We start from the raw sequence: 15,076 nt of genomic DNA on the forward strand, positions 1-15,076 counted from the left end.
ACTCTATGAATTTTGCGCTGATTCTTTTTGTGCTCGTCATTTTGACGGGCGTCGCATGGGTCGCAGACAAACTGGTTTTCCTGCCGCAACGGCGCCGCGCGGCGGAAGCCGTGGTCGCCGAGTTCGACCGCCAGCAGGCACGCGTCGGCGAGCGTTTCGCCGACGAAAACGCGGCGCAAACGCGCGCCCGTCTGCGTGACGACAAGCTGCGTCAGCCGTGGTGGCTCGAGTATTCCGCGAGTTTCTTCCCGGTGATTCTGGTGGTGTTCGTGGTGCGTTCGTTCGTGGTCGAGCCGTTCAAGATTCCGTCGGGTTCGATGGTACCGACGCTGCTGGTGGGCGACTTCATCCTCGTCAATAAATTCGAATACGGCATTCGCCTGCCGATCACCAATACCAAGATCACTGAAGGCCGTCCGCTCGAACGTGGCGATGTGGTGGTGTTCCGCTATCCGAAAGACGAATCGGTCGACTACATCAAGCGCGTGATCGGCCTGCCGGGCGACACGATCGCTTATCAGGACAAGCAACTGACGATCAACGGCAAGCCGGTGCCCGAAACGGCGCTGCCCGATTACCTCGACGACGAACGCATGGGCTATGCGAAGCAGTTCGAAGAGGATCTGGACGGCCGCAAGAACGCGATTCTGAACAATCCTGCGGTGCCGCCGTTCATCGTCGGTGCGGAAGATTATCCGTATCGCGATAACTGCACGTACAACGCGCGCGGCGTGATCTGCAAGGTGCCACCGGGTAACTACTTCATGATGGGCGACAACCGCGACAACAGCGCGGACAGCCGGTACTGGGGGTTTGCGCCGGACAAGAATGTCGTCGGCCGCGCGTTTTTCATCTGGATGAACTTCAGCAATCTGAAACGCATCGGCTCATTCCACTGAGTTCGCGTGCAGCGATTGCACAGCACGCCGCGCGCGTGACCCCACTGAGGTCAGGTTAGTCGCGGCGTGTTATCACGCTACTTTAAGAACACGCGGTAACGTCGCTTCACCACGCTTTTTCCGCAGGCCGCCCCGCGTTTTCGCCGTGTCTGGCGCCCGCGTTATACTCTGCCCATGCCCCTATCTCCGTTGGAAAGCCGTCTGCGCTACGAATTTCGCAATGCGGAATTGTTGCGCCAGGCTTTAACGCACCGCAGTCACAGTTCCACGCATAACGAACGGCTCGAGTTTCTTGGCGACTCCGTCCTAAATTGCGCGGTGGCTGCGCTTTTGTTCCAACGCTTCAGCAAATTGGACGAAGGCGATCTGTCGCGCGTCCGTGCCAATCTGGTCAAACAGCAGTCGCTTTACGAAATCGCTCAGGCCCTGAATATTTCCGAAGGCCTCCGTCTGGGCGAGGGCGAGTTGCGCAGCGGCGGCTTCCGTCGACCCTCGATCCTCGCTGACACGCTCGAAGCGGTGCTGGGCGCGGTGTTCCTCGACGGTGGCTTCGAAGCCGCCCAGACGGTCATCAAGCGCCTTTACGTGCCGATTCTCGATCATATCGATCCGCGCACGCTCGGCAAGGATTCCAAGACGCTGTTGCAGGAGTATTTGCAAGGCCACAAGATCGCGCTGCCGACCTATACGGTGGTCGCCACGCATGGTGCGGCGCACAATCAGCAATTCGAAGTCGAATGTACGGTGCCGAAGCTGGACGTCAAGGTGTCCGGTTCAGGCGCAAGCCGCCGCGCGGCCGAACAGGCAGCGGCCAAGAAGGCACTCGACGAAGTGATGGCCGCGGCGCCGGCCGTGGTCGCCAAGCCCAAGCGCTCGAAGAGCGCTCGCGCGGCGAAAAAAGCCGAGCCGGAGATCGTGCCTGGTGTGACCGGCGTGCAGGCCGCGCTGGATTTGCGCACTCCGGACCGTAAGAGCGAACGCGGCCTCGCGCGAGGCGAGATTCGCGCGGCGTTCGCAGCGGAATCCGCCGCGGAACGGGCAGCATCGACCGTGGCAGCCGCGCCGCTCGCGGTGATTCGTGCCGCGCACGTCGAGTACAGCGGGCAGGAACGCGCCGACAAGGCAGACAAGACCGACAAAGTGGATAAAGCGGAACGCGCGGATAAGGCTCAAACTCAAGCCCCAGCCCACTCAGCCACACCGGCTGCCGCCGCCACTCCGGGCGCACCGGCATCCATCGAACACGAACCCGGCGTAGCCGACGCGGTGCATACCCGCGTCGCCGACGCGGGCCATTGATTGCCGTCGGCGCGCCGATCCCGCGCGCTGATCTGAACTAGCCGTAGCCCGAATATGAACGCTCCCACACCCACTGGTTTTCGTTGCGGCATGGTCGCGATCGTCGGCCGCCCGAACGTCGGCAAATCCACGCTGATGAACGCGCTGGTCGGCCAGAAAGTCAGTATCACGTCGCGCAAGGCGCAGACCACGCGCCATCGCATCACCGGCATTCATACGCTGGAAGACGCGCAGTACATTTTCGTCGACACGCCCGGCTTCCAGACCAAGCACAGCGGCGCGCTGAACCGCTCGCTGAACCGCGCGGTGACGTCCACGCTGACCTCGGTGGATGCGATCCTGTTCGTGATCGAAGCCGGTCGTTTCGGCCCCGACGACCAGAAAGTGCTCGACCTGATCCCGTCGTCGGTGCCCACGCTGCTGATCGCCAACAAGCTCGATCGCGTGTCCGACAAAGACTCGCTGTTCCCGTTCATGCAGGAGATCAGCGCGCTGCACAAGTTCGCCGAGATCGTGCCGCTGTCGGCCAAGCACGTCGACGACGTCAAGCGTCTGATGGCGACCGTCAAACCGTTCCTGCCCGAAGGCGAGCCGATCTACGGTGAAGACGACCTGACCGATCGTAGCGAGCGCTTTCTCGCGGCCGAAATTCTGCGTGAAAAAGTGTTCCGCTGGACCGGTGACGAATTGCCGTACACCAGCACCGTGTTGATCGACAAGTTCGAAACCGAAGGCCGCCTGCGCCGCATTTTCGCGACCATCATGGTCGAGCGCGACACGCACAAGGCGATGATCATCGGCCAGAAAGGCGCGAAGCTGAAGCAGATCAGCACGGAAGCGCGCCTCGACATGGAAAAGCTGTTCGACGGCCCGGTGTATCTGGAAACCTTCATCAAGGTGAAGAGCGGCTGGGCCGACAACGAAGCCGGACTTCGCGCGTATGGGTACGAATGACGCGTGGATGACGCTGAATTCCGCGGGCGGGCCGGACGATCCGGAGCCGGCCGCAGCCGCACGCGAGCCAGCCAGGCCCGCGCGTAGCACCAGAAAATCTTCCAGTAAGAGCGCGCAGGGCGCCGAAGGCGAGCCGCACAAACCGGCGCGCCGCGCGCCGCGCACCTCCGCTTCCGACTACCGCATCTCGGAACAGCCCGCGTTCGTTTTACATAGCTATCCGTATAGCGAGACCAGTCTGATTATCGACGTGCTGTCGCGCGATCACGGCCGTCTCGCGCTGGTCGCGAAGGGCGCGAAGCGCCCGCACTCGGCGTTGCGCGGCGTCTTGCAGACGTTCCAGCCGCTCGCGTTGTCATGGTCCGGCAAATCCGAAGTGCGCACGCTCACCGGCGCCGAGTGGGTCGGCGGCATGTTGCCGTTGTGCGGCGACGCGCTGCTGTGCGGCTTCTACGTCAATGAACTGCTGGTCAAGTTCTGCGCGCGCGAAGACCCGCATCCACACCTGTTCCATCACTACGTCGTCACGATGACGCGTCTTGCTCACGACGAACCGCCCGTGCAGGTACTGCGTTCGTTCGAGCGCGTGCTGCTGCGCGAAACCGGCTACGCGATGGCGCTCAATCGCACGGTCGCGCGTAAGGCGGTGGTGGCCGAAGGCCGCTATGTGTTCGATCCGGAACGCGGCGTGCGTGAAGCCTCCGACGATCTACCCGCGCAATGGCCGGTGGTTGCAGGGCAGACCTTGCTCGACATGGAGCAGGACGATTACCATCGTGCGCAGACCGTGGCGCAAAGCAAAACGCTGATGCGCTTTCTGCTCAACATTTACCTTGGCGGCACGCCGCTCGCGACGCGCCAGATCCTGATCGACTTGCAGAACTTATGAGCTTCTTTCTTACGTCGCCGAACGTCATCGACCTGGGCGTGAATATCGATCACGTCGCCACGCTGCGCAACGCGCGCGGCACATCCTATCCCGATCCGATCCGTGCCGCGCTGATGGCCGAAGAGGCGGGCGCCGACGTCATCACACTGCATCTGCGTGAAGACCGCCGCCATATCGTCGACGCCGATGTGCGCAAGCTCCGTCCGCTGCTGAAAACGCGTATGAATCTGGAGTGCGCGGTGACCCAGGAGATGCTCGACATCGCCTGTGAAGTGCAGCCGCACGACACCTGCCTCGTGCCCGAGAAGCGTCAGGAACTGACCACGGAAGGCGGCCTCGATGTCGCAGGCCAGTTCGAAGCGGTGCGGGCCGCATGCAGGCAGCTCGCGGCAGCGAACTCGCGCGTGTCGCTCTTCATCGACCCCGACGAAACGCAGATTCGCGCCGCGCACGAAGCCGGCGCGCCGGTGATCGAACTGCACACCGGCCGTTACGCGGAGGCGCACGATCCCGCCGAACAGCAGCGCGAATTCGAGCGCGTGGTTCGCGCGGTGGAATTCGGCGCGACGCTCGGCATCAAGGTGAATGCCGGCCACGGCCTGCACTACACGAACGTGCAGCAGATCGCGGCGATCGAAGGCATCGACGAACTGAATATTGGCCACTCGATCGTGGCGCATGCCATCTTCGCCGGCTGGGACAACGCGGTGCGCGAGATGAAGGCAATCATGGTCGCCGCGCGTCTCGGCGCGCGCGCGTAGTGCGGCGAATTCGGCGACGGCACCGCACATGACGATCTACGGCATCGGCACGGATATCGTTCAGGTCAGCCGCGTGGCCGCGGTCATGACGCGCACCAACGGCCGCTTTGCGGAGAAGGTGCTCGGGCCGGACGAGCTGCGCGTTTATCACGCGCGTCAGGCCCGGTCGGCGGCGCGTGGCCTCGCGTTTCTCGCCACGCGGTTCTCGGCGAAAGAAGCGTTCTCGAAAGCGATCGGGCTGGGCATGCGCTGGCCGATGACATGGCGGGCGCTGCAAACACTCAATAAACCGAGCGGCGAGCCGATGGTGGTCGCCTCCGGCGAACTGGCCGAATGGCTCGACGCGCGCGGCATCACGGCGCGCGTGACGATCAGCGACGAACGGGACTACGCGGTGTCGTTCGTGATCGCGGAAACGGGGCAGGAGAGCGGGGCGCCGCAAGCGGCCACGCAAGCGCAGGCGGCCGTTCAAACGCAAACGCAAGCGCAGCCGCAGCCGCAACAGCCCGCTCAAAACCAACCGCTTTCATCGGCCTCAACGCCGGACGTTCCACCCGCTCCCGCCACCGACGAATAAAAAATACCCTGAACGCGGCCTCTGCTGGCCGCGTCTTTCTTTGTCTCAAGCTTTTTTCTAGCGGAATTCGATGAAAACCACTTCTGGACCGGTGATGCTCGACGTGGTCGGCAAAACGCTGAACGACGACGACCGGCGCCGCCTTGCCCATCCGATGACCGGCGGCGTGATCCTGTTCGCGCGCCACTACGAAAGCCGCGCGCAACTGATCGCGCTGACCGCCGCGATCCGCGACGTGAACCCGGATCTGCTGATCGCTGTCGACCACGAAGGCGGCCGCGTCCAGCGCTTTCGGACCGACGGCTTCACCGTGTTGCCGTCGATGGGCAAGCTCGGCACCTTGTGGGACAGCGACGTGCTGCATGCCACCAAGGTCACGACCGCGGTCGGCTATATCCTCGCGGCGGAGCTGCGCGCGTGTGACATCGACATGAGCTTCACGCCGGTGCTCGATCTGAACTACGGGCAGTCGCAGGTAATCGGCGACCGCTCGTTTCATCGCGACCCGCGCGTGGTGACGCTGCTGGCCAAGAGCCTCAACCACGGCCTCGCGCTTGCCGGCATGAGCAATTGCGGCAAGCATTTTCCCGGACACGGTTTCGCGCAAGCGGATTCGCACGTCGCGATGCCGGTCGACGACCGTTCGCTCGAGGACATCCTGCGCGACGACGTGGCACCGTACGACTGGCTCGATTTGTCGCTGGGATCGGTGCTGCCCGCCCACGTGGTGTATCCGCAGGTCGATTCGAAGCCGGCGGGTTTTTCTCGCGTGTGGTTGCAGGACATTCTGCGCAACAAGCTGCGCTTCGAGGGCGCGGTTTTCAGCGACGACCTGTCGATGGAAGCCGCACGCCAGGGCGGCACGCTGACCGAAGGTGCGACGGCCGCGTTGCAGGCCGGTTGCGACATGGTGCTGATCTGCAATCAGCCGGATGAAGCGGAGAAGGTGCTGGACGCGCTGCGCTTCACGCCGTCGAAGGAATCGCAGCAGCGCCTGAAGCGCATGCGGCCGCGCGGCAAGGCGCTGAAGTGGAGCAAGCTGGTCGCCGAGCCGCAGTATCTGCAAGCGCAGGCGTTGTTGCGCAGTGCGTTTGCCGGATCGGCCTGAGGTGGGTTCGCGCGGAGCTTCGCCTGTCTGAGCATGAGCGGCGAGACAAAGAAAAACGGCGCCTTCAAATTTGAAGGCGCCGTTTTTTATGATCCTTGATGGACCGCAATGCTTAATAAGCAATGCGGAGCAATGCGCAACGTACGAAAGGTAACCACCGCCTCGCGCGTCACACAAAACCAACCTCAATTCAACCGCATCCGCTGCAATTTGTTATACAGCGTTTTCGGACTGATGCCCAGCAGCGATGCCGCGCGGTGCCGGGTTCCGCCGACCGCGTCGAGCGTGGCGCGAATCAGCATTTCCTCGACGTCCGCAAGCGGAGTGCCGACCGTTACCTGGACACGGCTACCGTTCAGATCGCGGCCGTTGGCCGAGCCGGCTTCGTCGGCGCGCAGCGATTCCACTACGTCGCCCGACGCGTGATACGCGCGCCGCGCCCGTTCCTGCAACTCACGCACATTGCCCGGCCATTCGTACGCGAGACACTCGCGGATGAAGTTTGGCCCAACCTGCTTGGCGGCTTCCGCCGTGCCGCGCGCGGCCGCTTCATGGTTCAGTTCGTCGACGATTGCCTGCGCGATCAGCGCCGGGTCTTCGCCGCGCTCGCGCAACGGCGGCAGGGTGATGGCCGCGGCCTCAAGACGCAGGGCGAGCTCTTCGTTCAGGCTGCCGTCGGCCACGGCCGCGCGCGGCGCTTTGCGCGTCGAGGCGATCAGCCGGAAATCCGTCACCACCTGATGCGTGCCGCCGACCCGCATGAAGGTCTGCGAGTCGAGCGCGCGCAGCAGCGCTTCCTGCTGGGCGCGCGGCAATTCGGCAATTTCGTCGATGAACAGCGTGCCGCCGCTCGCCTGTTCGAACAGGCCCGGCTCGCGCTGCTCGGCGCCATTGAATGCGCCGCGCTCATGACCGAACAACACGCTATCCAACGAACGATGCGTCGCCGCGCTGGCTGCGGTGCGGCAATTGAACGTGATAAACGGGCCTTTCCGGCGGCGGCTCATGTCGTGCATCGTGCGCGCCGCGACCTGCTTGCCGGTGCCGGCTTCGCCGGAAATCAGCACGGCCGCTTCGGTCGGGGCGATATGTTCGATCGTGTCGTACACGTGCTGGATCGCGCCGCTGCGACCGAGCATCGCGCCGAAGCGGCCGAGCTGCCGCAGCGAGGCGCGCAGTGTCTGAACCTCTTCGGTCAGTTCGTACGGCCGCGGTATCCGCGCCAGCAGGCTGCGCAAGCGCGGAATGTTGACCGGCTTGAGCAGATAGTCCCAGATGCCGTGCCGCAGGCCTTCAATCGCGCTTTCCACTGTCGCATTGCCGGTCATCACGATCACGGGCAAGGCGCCGCCGGGCGGATGCGCGGGCAGATGCTGCAACACGTCGAGCCCGCTGCCGTCCGGCAGATTCAAGTCGACCAGCACGACGTCGGGAATGAAGCGTGTCAGCGCCGCCCGCGCCTCGGCGATGGTGGTCGCGGTGTCGACGGAAAAGCCGTCGGCCGCGAGGATGGCGGACAGGCCTGACAGGCTATTGGGGTCGTCTTCAACAATCAGGGCGTGTGGCATGGCGAGCGCAATTTTTAAATGGATGGAATACCGATGCATCGCGCCGGGATACGGGCGCGATGCATGGGCGCGATAGCTGGCCGTCGTGAACGCGGTGCCCGGCAGTCAGAGCACCGGGCTAGTGGGGCGGCGATTCGGCTCACGTAGTCTTGTCCTTGGTTTGATCCGGATGGGTCTGCTTCGACGCTGAAGCTCGCGCTGAAGCGCGTCAACAGGCCGCCTGTACTTCCTTCACTCGGCCTGTCAAAAATGCCGATTACTGTCGAAGAAGCGACGCACTTCCAATTCCGCCTGTTCACGCGTCTTGCCGTAACGCTCCTGAATCAGACCGGCAAGTTTGTCGGCACGGCCTTCGGCCTTGGTCAATTCGTCGTCCGTCAATTCGCCCCATGCGGTCTTGGCCTTGCCCAGCATCTGCTTCCACTTGCCTTCAGCGATGTCGTTATTCATGTCGCATCTCCGGAGTTGAAGAAAATAAAGCCGTACTGGCCTTACTCGGAAATAAGCAGGGACTGTGCCAAGGGCGTTATATCAATCGTATCAATGATTTGTCAGATGCAAGGTGGGTCAATTCGCGTGATGGCCAGGCAAATTTAGACAGGCCGCCGGTAAAGTTTTCCTAACCATACACGGCGACGCAAAAAAGAAAAAGTGCCTAATTTCGGCGGCCATGGCAGCGCTATTTTTTCCATGCGGCGGGTGATCGCGAATGATCCCAAAAGGCATGCGCGCGACTGAGTGGTTCTCCGCAGCAAATGGTGCGCGCACCGGTATGCGCCGCCTTCGATTTATCCGTCACTCACCGAAGGAGCAGTCATGATTTGCCAACGTGTTGCGTCGCTGGCCACCCGGATCACCCATACGGCGGCGTGTGCCGCGCTGCCGTTTGCAGCGGCCGGCGCAAGCGTAGCGGCCGAGCCGGCGCCTTTCTCCAAACCCACCGGCGACATGACGCTATCGCCGTCGGGCCCGTTCGCCGCGCCGGTCTTGCGCTCGCCTACCGCGCCGGCCGAATCCCCGCCGACCATGGCGACGGTGGGCCGGGGCAACGACACCTACACCTATCTGCGCTGCTGGTATCGCATCAGCGCGGACCCGCTCAAGCCCGAGGCGACCTATGAATGGGCGCTCGACCCAAACGACGGCGACTGGTATCGGCTGGCCGGCTTCTGGCGAGCGGACGGCGTGCTGCAATGGCGGAACATGTTCTACAGCGCAACGACGCAAGACACGCTCGACGACGTATGCCGCGCCACGCTGAACACACGCGGCATCCGGGCCGACGTCACGCAGGCGGTGGCGGCCAACAACACGTTGTCTTTCAATTTCACGATCTGGAGCATCGATGCCGCGCAGCAGGAGGCGCGCATCAACAAGCTGATCGTCTTCGGCGACAGCCTGTCCGACTCGCAAAAGATCTTCAATGCGAGTCAGTGGACGCTGCCGAATCGGACGAGCTGGCATGCGGGGCGTTTCAGCAACGGACCCATCTGGTCCGAGTATCTGGCCAATGCACTGCAATTACCGATGTATACCTGGGCGATCGGCGGCGCGGCGACCGATCAGCACCTGGTCTTGCCTGGCCTCGTGCAGCAGGTGGAATCGTGGCGCGACTACATGAAGTTCGCGCCGGACTATCGACCGGGTAACACATTGTTCGCGGTGCTCGCCGGGGGCAACGATCTGGTCAGTTACGACCGCACGCCCGAGCAGGCGGCAAGTGCCATGCGCGACAGCCTGGAGCGGCTCGCTACCGCGGATGCGACGCGTATTCTGCTCGTCACGCTTCCCGACGTGTCGCGCGCGCCGATCGTCGCGGCACGAGGCGACGCCGCGCGGGTGGCCGTTCAGGTGAGGGACTACAACCGCATGCTCGTCGATATGGCGGCGGCGTTGCGCGTCCGCTACGGCGCGACCCTTCAGCTCGAACTATTCGACGCAAATGCGATGTTCGACGATTTGCTGCGTCATCCCGCGCAATACGGTCTCGACGATACGACGCATTCGTGCCTCGATATTCCGAATCCGTCCGCACTCACTTACCTGAGCGCGCAGATCCCACGCGCAAGCTGCGACGACCCGGCGCGCTTCCTGTTCTGGGACGCGCTGCACCCGACGACCACGACGCACGCGCTTCTCGCGGAACGCATCGCATCGTTCGTGCGGGAGCGATTTGGAAGCTGATCGCGTCAAATCGCGGCACGATAAAAAACGACCCGATCGCTTGCGCGACCGGGTCGTTTTTATGCCATTTGCTCCACCACGCCGGCAGGGCACCGGCGCGAGAATCAGAAGGGCGGGCGCTTACGCGCGGCTGCGGTACTCGTTCGTGCGCGTGTCGATTTCGATCTTGTCGCCGATGTTGCAGAACAGCGGCACTTGCAGTTCGAAACCCGTGGTCAGCTTGGCGTTCTTCAACACCTTGCCCGACGACGTATCGCCCTTGACAGCCGGTTCCGTGTAGATGATTTCGCGGATGAGCGTGGTCGGCAGATCGACCGAAATCGCCTTCTCGTTGTAGAACACGACTTCGCAAGCCATGCCGTCTTCGAGGTAATGGAGGGCGTCGCCCATCATTTCGCCTTCGACTTCGAACTGGTTGTAGTCGGCGTCCATGAACACGTACATCGGGTCAGCGAAGTACGAGTAGGTGACTTCCTTGCGTTCCAGCACGACGACGTCGAACTTGTCGTCGGCCTTGTACACGCTTTCCATGCCTGCGTTGGTCAGCAGGTTCTTGAACTTCATCTTGACGACGGCGGAGTTGCGGCCCGATTTGTTGTATTCGGCCTTTTGCACGACCATTGCGTCAGTGCCGATCATCACGACGTTGCCGGTGCGGAGTTCCTGTGCGGTCTTCATAAAACTGTCCTGTACGAAATGAGTAGCTTCAACTGGTGCTCAACGGCATACGACGCAAGCGGCTTCGGCGCTTCGCTCACTGCGTGCCGCACCGCATGCGAGCGGCACGGCGGGAAGCGAGTGCTTGAAGCGTGGCCAGTATGCCGCGAGGATTCGCGGGAGGCTGCATGATCTGCCGCCTCGATAGGCTTGTGTCCGCTTGCGTTCGTTACCTTGCTTTTACCCTGTGCGGGCGTGTACACGAGTGGCGCCGATTCGCAGCTGACTTGCCTGCGATCGGACCGCGCTTGCGTCGTCGGCCGTTGGATAACCGCTTATTTTAACTGACTTTTTGCGAACAAGGCCAGATTTCCGGCGAGGTCGCCCACTTCGGCCAGTTCGACCGCCCAGTCGGCCGCGCGCTGCTTCAGCGCCGGGAGGTGGTTCAGGAACGCCGCCCAATCGGGCTGGCCCGCACCGTTCCAGGCGTGCCAGAAGCGCGCCAGCGCGTCGCGGGCGTCGGCGGGCAGCGTGCGGGTGTAGTGGGCGAGCGCGGCGTCGAGCTTGGGCAGATGAGCGTCGTCGGCTTGCGGGTAGATGTGCCAGACGAACGGTTTGGCCGCCCATTGGGCCCGCACGAACGAATCTTCGCCGCGCACGAAATTGATGTCGCTCACCCAGAGCAGCGCGTCGTAGCCCGGCTGGCTGGTGAACGCGAGGGCATGTGCGCTGAGGTTGCCGCGTTCGGCCTGCGTGCCGGCGGCGAATTCGGGCAACCCGAAAAAGCGCGCGACCGCGGCCGAGATGCGACCTTCGGGCACCAGCAGCACGACCGGCGCGGCGCTGTCGCGCCACTGTTCGAGCAGGCTGTCGACGGCGGGGTTTTCGTAGGCGAACAGCGAGACCACCGTGGCCGCGGCGGGCGGCGGCGGGCGGCCGATGCTCTGTTGCCACCATGCGGCGCGTGCCGCCTGCGAGGCGTCGAAGGACGCGCGCGCGGCATCGAGATGCCGTTCTTTCAGCACGCCGCCCGTGCCGGGTCCGAGCCCGGGGAAGAAGAACGTCTTGGTCAGCGGATAGCGCGGGTGCGGCGACGGCCGCAAATGAAAGTCCGCGACCCAGTCTTCGGCGCTCAGGTATTCGAGGTTGAACCATACCGGCGTGGGTTCGCGCCGCGCCATCGCGGCGACGTAGACCGGCGGCAGTTCGCAGGCGAAGGCTTCGATCACGACGTCGGCGACCTCGAGCGACTCGCCCGCGTGCGCCGGCTGATGCCAGTGTTCGACGACGATGCCGCCGATCGTCTGGCGAGGCCGGTCCAGTGCCAGCGAAGGGCACAGTTTCTGGAACGCGTGCAGATCGTCGACGAATACGCGCACCTGCCAGCCGTGCTCGCTCGCGAGTTGACGCGCAAGACGCCAGCACACGCCGATATCGCCGAAATTGTCGATGACCGCGCAAAAGATGTCGCAGGCGATCGCGGCGGAATGGGCTTCGGCGGATTCGGAAGAGGGTGCAGCAGTGGACATGGTGGCCAAGGGTCGCGGAGGCAAAAAGCGGTGCATTCCCGCCAGGCTGCCGGATTCGCGGCAGCCGCTTCGAACGGTCGCGGAATGTTCTAAACTGGCGATTCTAAAGCACCCGTCCACGACTGCGCACACCGGTTTCGCTCCCGCGCGCGGCGCGCGGCGAGGCCCCGCGAGACAGTCCCATCCAACCGATTCTGCATGACCGAACCCGAAGCAACCGACGCCTTCGAGCCGAAAAAAGTGCTCGCCCAACTGCCGCATCTGCCCGGCGTGTATCGCTATTACGATACGCACGGCGCGGTGCTCTATGTGGGCAAGGCGCGCGATCTGAAGAAACGCGTGTCGAGCTACTTCACCAAGACGCTGCTGTCGCCCCGCATCGCGATGATGGTGACGCGCATCGCGCGGATCGAAACGACCGTCACGCGTTCCGAGGCCGAGGCGCTGCTGCTCGAAAACAACCTGATCAAGGCGCTCGCGCCGCGTTACAACATTCTGTTTCGCGACGACAAGTCGTACCCGTATCTCAAGCTGACCGGCCACAAGTTTCCGCGCATGGCGTACTACCGTGGCTCGGTGGATCGCAAGAACCAGTACTTCGGGCCGTTCCCGAGCGCGTGGGCGGTGCGCGAAAGCATTCAGATCCTGCAGCGCGTGTTCCAGTTGCGTACCTGCGAAGACTCGGTGTTCAACAACCGCACCCGGCCGTGCCTGCTGCATCAGATCGGCCGCTGCACCGCGCCGTGCGTCGCGGCGATCAGCGAAGAAGACTATGCCCACGACGTCGCCAACGCGTCGCGCTTTCTGCTCGGCCGTCAGGGCGAGGTGATGAAGGAGCTCGAGGGCAAGATGCACGCGTTCGCGAGCGAGCTGAAGTTCGAGCAGGCCGCGGCGGTGCGCAACCAGATGAGCTCGCTGTCGACCGTGTTGCATCAGCAGGCGATCGAGGTCGGCAGTGATAGCGACGTGGATATTCTCGCGGTGGTCGCGCTGGGCGGGCGGGTCTGCGTGAATCTCGCGATGGTGCGCGGCGGCCGCCATCTCGGCGACAAGGCGTATTTCCCGACGCATGTGGAAAGCGCGCTGACGGCGGACGAGGGCGGGCTTGAAGACGACGCTGAGGGCGATGCGGTGCTGGCGCGAGTGGCGATGGACGCTACTGTCGCGGCCGCAGCGCATAGCGTGAGCGACGGGGCGGAAGCGTCCGACGCGGACGACGATGCGCTCGCGATCGCGGCAGCGCTAAGCGCGGAGGACGATGATGAAGCGGCGTTAGATGCCGACGCAGACGCAGACGCAGACGCAGACGCAGACGCAGACGCAGACGCCCCGCAACACAGCGACGCGCAGAACGCTGCCCCCGCCTCCGACGCACAACCCGCAAAACCGCGCAAGGGCCGCGCATCCGCTGGAATCGAAGCCGAGGTCCTCGAGGCGTTCATCGCCCAGCATTACCTCGGCAATCGCGTGCCGCCGGTGCTGGTAGTCAGCCACGCGCCGGCCAATCGCGAACTGGTCGACGTGCTGATCGAGCAGGCCGGTCACAAGGTCACCGTGTTGCGTCAGCCGCAAGGCCAGCGGCGCGCGTGGCTCGCGATGGCCGAGCAGAACGCGCGCCTCGCGCTGGCGCGTCTGCTCTCCGAACAAGGCTCGCAGCAGGCTCGCACGCGCGCGCTGACCGACACGCTCGGCATGGAGTGCGACGATCTCGCGCATCTGCGGATCGAATGCTTCGATATCAGCCATACGATGGGCGAGGCGACGCAGGCATCGTGCGTGGTGTATCACCATCACAAGATGCAGTCGTCCGAGTATCGCCGTTACAACATCACCGGCATTACCCCGGGCGACGATTACGCCGCCATGCGCCAGGTGCTGACGCGCCGCTACGAGAAGATGGTCGCGCAAGCTGCAGCGAATGCCGGCGGCAGTGAAGCCGAGGGCGAAGTGACGAACGATGCGGCGAACACTGCCGCAATCCTCGCCGACGAAGCCGTCGATTTGCCAGGCAACCTGGACAACAGCGTTGCCACCGATCCGGCCTCCGACCCGGCACGCGCGCCGGAAACCACCGATCCAACGCTGCCGCCCGAAACCACCGATCCCGTCCCCCCCACCGGCGGCATTCTGCCGACCATCGTGCTGATCGACGGCGGCAAGGGCCAGGTCGAGATCGCGCGTCAGGTGTTCTCGGAATTGGGGCTGGACATTGGCATGCTGGTCGGCGTCGCCAAGGGCGAAGGCCGCAAGGTCGGCCTCGAAACGCTGATTTTCGCCGACGACCGCGCGCCGCTCGAACTCGGCAAGGAAAGCGCGGCACTCATGCTCGTCGCGCAAATTCGCGACGAAGCGCATCGTTTCGCGATCACCGGCATGCGTGCGAAGCGCGCCAAAACGCGCCAGACTTCGCGGCTCGAAGAACTCGAAGGCGTCGGCGCGAAGCGGCGTCAGCGGTTGCTCGCGCGGTTCGGCGGACTGCGTGGCGTGGTGGCGGCGAGCGTCGAGGATCTGGCAAGCGTCGAGGGGATTTCGCAGGCGCTTGCCGAGCAGATCTATCGGCAATTGCACTGATGGCAGCGTGACGGCCTGGGCGTTCACCGGCCGCGATTGAGCGCCCAGGCGGCGCGCGTGCCATGGCCCGTGCGCCGCTT

12 protein-coding genes and 1 pseudogene are annotated in these 15,076 nt (G+C 63.8%); 9 read left to right on the forward strand and 4 right to left on the reverse strand.

Going from position 1 to position 15,076, the window contains the following annotated elements; genetic code table 11:
- The first annotated feature begins 5 nt into the window (after window positions 1-5).
- The 7 genes and pseudogenes from lepB to nagZ all read left to right on the forward strand — a co-directional run bounded on the left by lepB (window position 6) and on the right by nagZ (window position 6,487).
- Window positions 6-899 (forward strand): signal peptidase I, encoded by an 894-nt coding sequence (lepB, locus tag BX591_RS06170; protein WP_111929786.1) that lies wholly within the window; start codon window positions 6-8, stop codon window positions 897-899.
- Between the two features lie 174 nt (window positions 900-1,073).
- Complete coding sequence (gene rnc, locus BX591_RS06175) at window positions 1,074-2,198, forward strand: ribonuclease III (protein ID WP_111929787.1); 1,125 nt, start codon at window positions 1,074-1,076, stop codon at window positions 2,196-2,198.
- Between the two features lie 54 nt (window positions 2,199-2,252).
- Entirely contained in the window at window positions 2,253-3,152 is a 900-nt protein-coding gene (gene era / locus BX591_RS06180) for a GTPase Era (protein ID WP_111929788.1), read from the forward strand.
- Window positions 3,139-4,041, forward strand: a complete 903-nt coding sequence (gene recO / locus BX591_RS06185) for a DNA repair protein RecO (RefSeq protein WP_111929789.1) — start codon at window positions 3,139-3,141, stop codon at window positions 4,039-4,041. The genes era and recO overlap by 14 nt, the downstream gene beginning before the upstream one ends.
- Window positions 4,038-4,802 carry a pyridoxine 5'-phosphate synthase gene (gene pdxJ / locus BX591_RS06190; protein ID WP_111929790.1) on the forward strand — a complete coding sequence of 255 codons (765 nt, stop codon included), beginning with the start codon at window positions 4,038-4,040 and terminating at the stop codon, window positions 4,800-4,802. Before recO ends, pdxJ begins: the two co-directional genes overlap by 4 nt.
- A 28-nt stretch (window positions 4,803-4,830) precedes the next feature.
- A pseudogene (acpS, locus tag BX591_RS06195) lies at window positions 4,831-5,262 on the forward strand (holo-ACP synthase); the annotation flags it as partial.
- A 187-nt stretch (window positions 5,263-5,449) separates the two neighbouring features.
- Window positions 5,450-6,487: a beta-N-acetylhexosaminidase gene (gene nagZ, locus BX591_RS06200; protein WP_111929791.1), complete on the forward strand. Its 1,038-nt coding sequence runs from the start codon at window positions 5,450-5,452 to the stop codon at window positions 6,485-6,487.
- 185 nt (window positions 6,488-6,672) lie between these two features.
- Here nagZ and BX591_RS06205 read toward each other — a convergent pair whose 3' ends face one another.
- The gene (locus BX591_RS06205) at window positions 6,673-8,055 is read right to left on the reverse strand and encodes a sigma-54-dependent transcriptional regulator (RefSeq protein ID WP_111929792.1); all 1,383 of its coding nucleotides are present in this window, start codon (window positions 8,053-8,055) and stop codon (window positions 6,673-6,675) included.
- 243 nt (window positions 8,056-8,298) lie between these two features.
- Window positions 8,299-8,505, reverse strand: coding sequence for a CsbD family protein (locus BX591_RS06210; protein ID WP_035547320.1), 207 nt, complete (start codon window positions 8,503-8,505; stop codon window positions 8,299-8,301).
- 366 nt (window positions 8,506-8,871) lie between these two features.
- On the opposite strand from BX591_RS06210, the gene BX591_RS06215 reads away from it, so the two are divergent.
- Window positions 8,872-10,239, forward strand: a complete 1,368-nt coding sequence (locus BX591_RS06215; protein WP_111929793.1) for an SGNH/GDSL hydrolase family protein — start codon at window positions 8,872-8,874, stop codon at window positions 10,237-10,239.
- Window positions 10,240-10,359: 120 nt separating this feature from the next.
- On the opposite strand, the gene efp is transcribed toward BX591_RS06215, so the two are convergent.
- Together efp and earP are read right to left on the reverse strand one after the other, a co-directional pair.
- Window positions 10,360-10,917 carry an elongation factor P gene (gene efp / locus BX591_RS06220; protein WP_111929794.1) on the reverse strand — a complete coding sequence of 186 codons (558 nt, stop codon included), beginning with the start codon at window positions 10,915-10,917 and terminating at the stop codon, window positions 10,360-10,362.
- A 314-nt stretch (window positions 10,918-11,231) separates the two neighbouring features.
- A complete protein-coding gene (gene earP, locus BX591_RS06225) occupies window positions 11,232-12,425 on the reverse strand; it encodes an elongation factor P maturation arginine rhamnosyltransferase EarP (RefSeq protein ID WP_111929795.1) in 1,194 nt (397 codons plus the stop codon).
- A gap of 198 nt (window positions 12,426-12,623) precedes the next feature.
- Here earP and uvrC point away from each other — a divergent pair, with 198 nt between their 5' ends.
- The gene (gene uvrC, locus BX591_RS06230) at window positions 12,624-14,996 is read left to right on the forward strand and encodes an excinuclease ABC subunit UvrC (RefSeq protein WP_111929796.1); all 2,373 of its coding nucleotides are present in this window, start codon (window positions 12,624-12,626) and stop codon (window positions 14,994-14,996) included.
- Window positions 14,997-15,076 lie beyond the last annotated feature (80 nt).

The sequence above is a fragment of the Paraburkholderia bryophila genome (genome assembly GCF_003269035.1).
In the GTDB taxonomy this organism is placed as follows: Bacteria; Pseudomonadota; Gammaproteobacteria; order Burkholderiales; family Burkholderiaceae; genus Paraburkholderia; species Paraburkholderia bryophila.

Excerpts from the sequence above, each read along its gene's own strand:
- era (WP_111929788.1), top strand. The coding sequence starts at position 2,253 with ATGAACGCTCCCACACCCACTGGTTTTCGTTGCGGCATGGTCGCGATC.
- rnc (WP_111929787.1), top strand. The coding sequence starts at position 1,074 with ATGCCCCTATCTCCGTTGGAAAGCCGTCTGCGCTACGAATTTCGCAAT.
- nagZ (WP_111929791.1), top strand. The coding sequence starts at position 5,450 with ATGAAAACCACTTCTGGACCGGTGATGCTCGACGTGGTCGGCAAAACG.
- BX591_RS06215 (WP_111929793.1), top strand. The coding sequence starts at position 8,872 with ATGATTTGCCAACGTGTTGCGTCGCTGGCCACCCGGATCACCCATACG.
- recO (WP_111929789.1), top strand. The coding sequence starts at position 3,139 with ATGGGTACGAATGACGCGTGGATGACGCTGAATTCCGCGGGCGGGCCG.
- earP (WP_111929795.1), bottom strand. The coding sequence starts at position 12,425 with ATGTCCACTGCTGCACCCTCTTCCGAATCCGCCGAAGCCCATTCCGCC.
- efp (WP_111929794.1), bottom strand. The coding sequence starts at position 10,917 with ATGAAGACCGCACAGGAACTCCGCACCGGCAACGTCGTGATGATCGGC.
- lepB (WP_111929786.1), top strand. The coding sequence starts at position 6 with ATGAATTTTGCGCTGATTCTTTTTGTGCTCGTCATTTTGACGGGCGTC.
- pdxJ (WP_111929790.1), top strand. The coding sequence starts at position 4,038 with ATGAGCTTCTTTCTTACGTCGCCGAACGTCATCGACCTGGGCGTGAAT.
- uvrC (WP_111929796.1), top strand. The coding sequence starts at position 12,624 with ATGACCGAACCCGAAGCAACCGACGCCTTCGAGCCGAAAAAAGTGCTC.
- BX591_RS06205 (WP_111929792.1), bottom strand. The coding sequence starts at position 8,055 with ATGCCACACGCCCTGATTGTTGAAGACGACCCCAATAGCCTGTCAGGC.
- BX591_RS06210 (WP_035547320.1), bottom strand. The coding sequence starts at position 8,505 with ATGAATAACGACATCGCTGAAGGCAAGTGGAAGCAGATGCTGGGCAAG.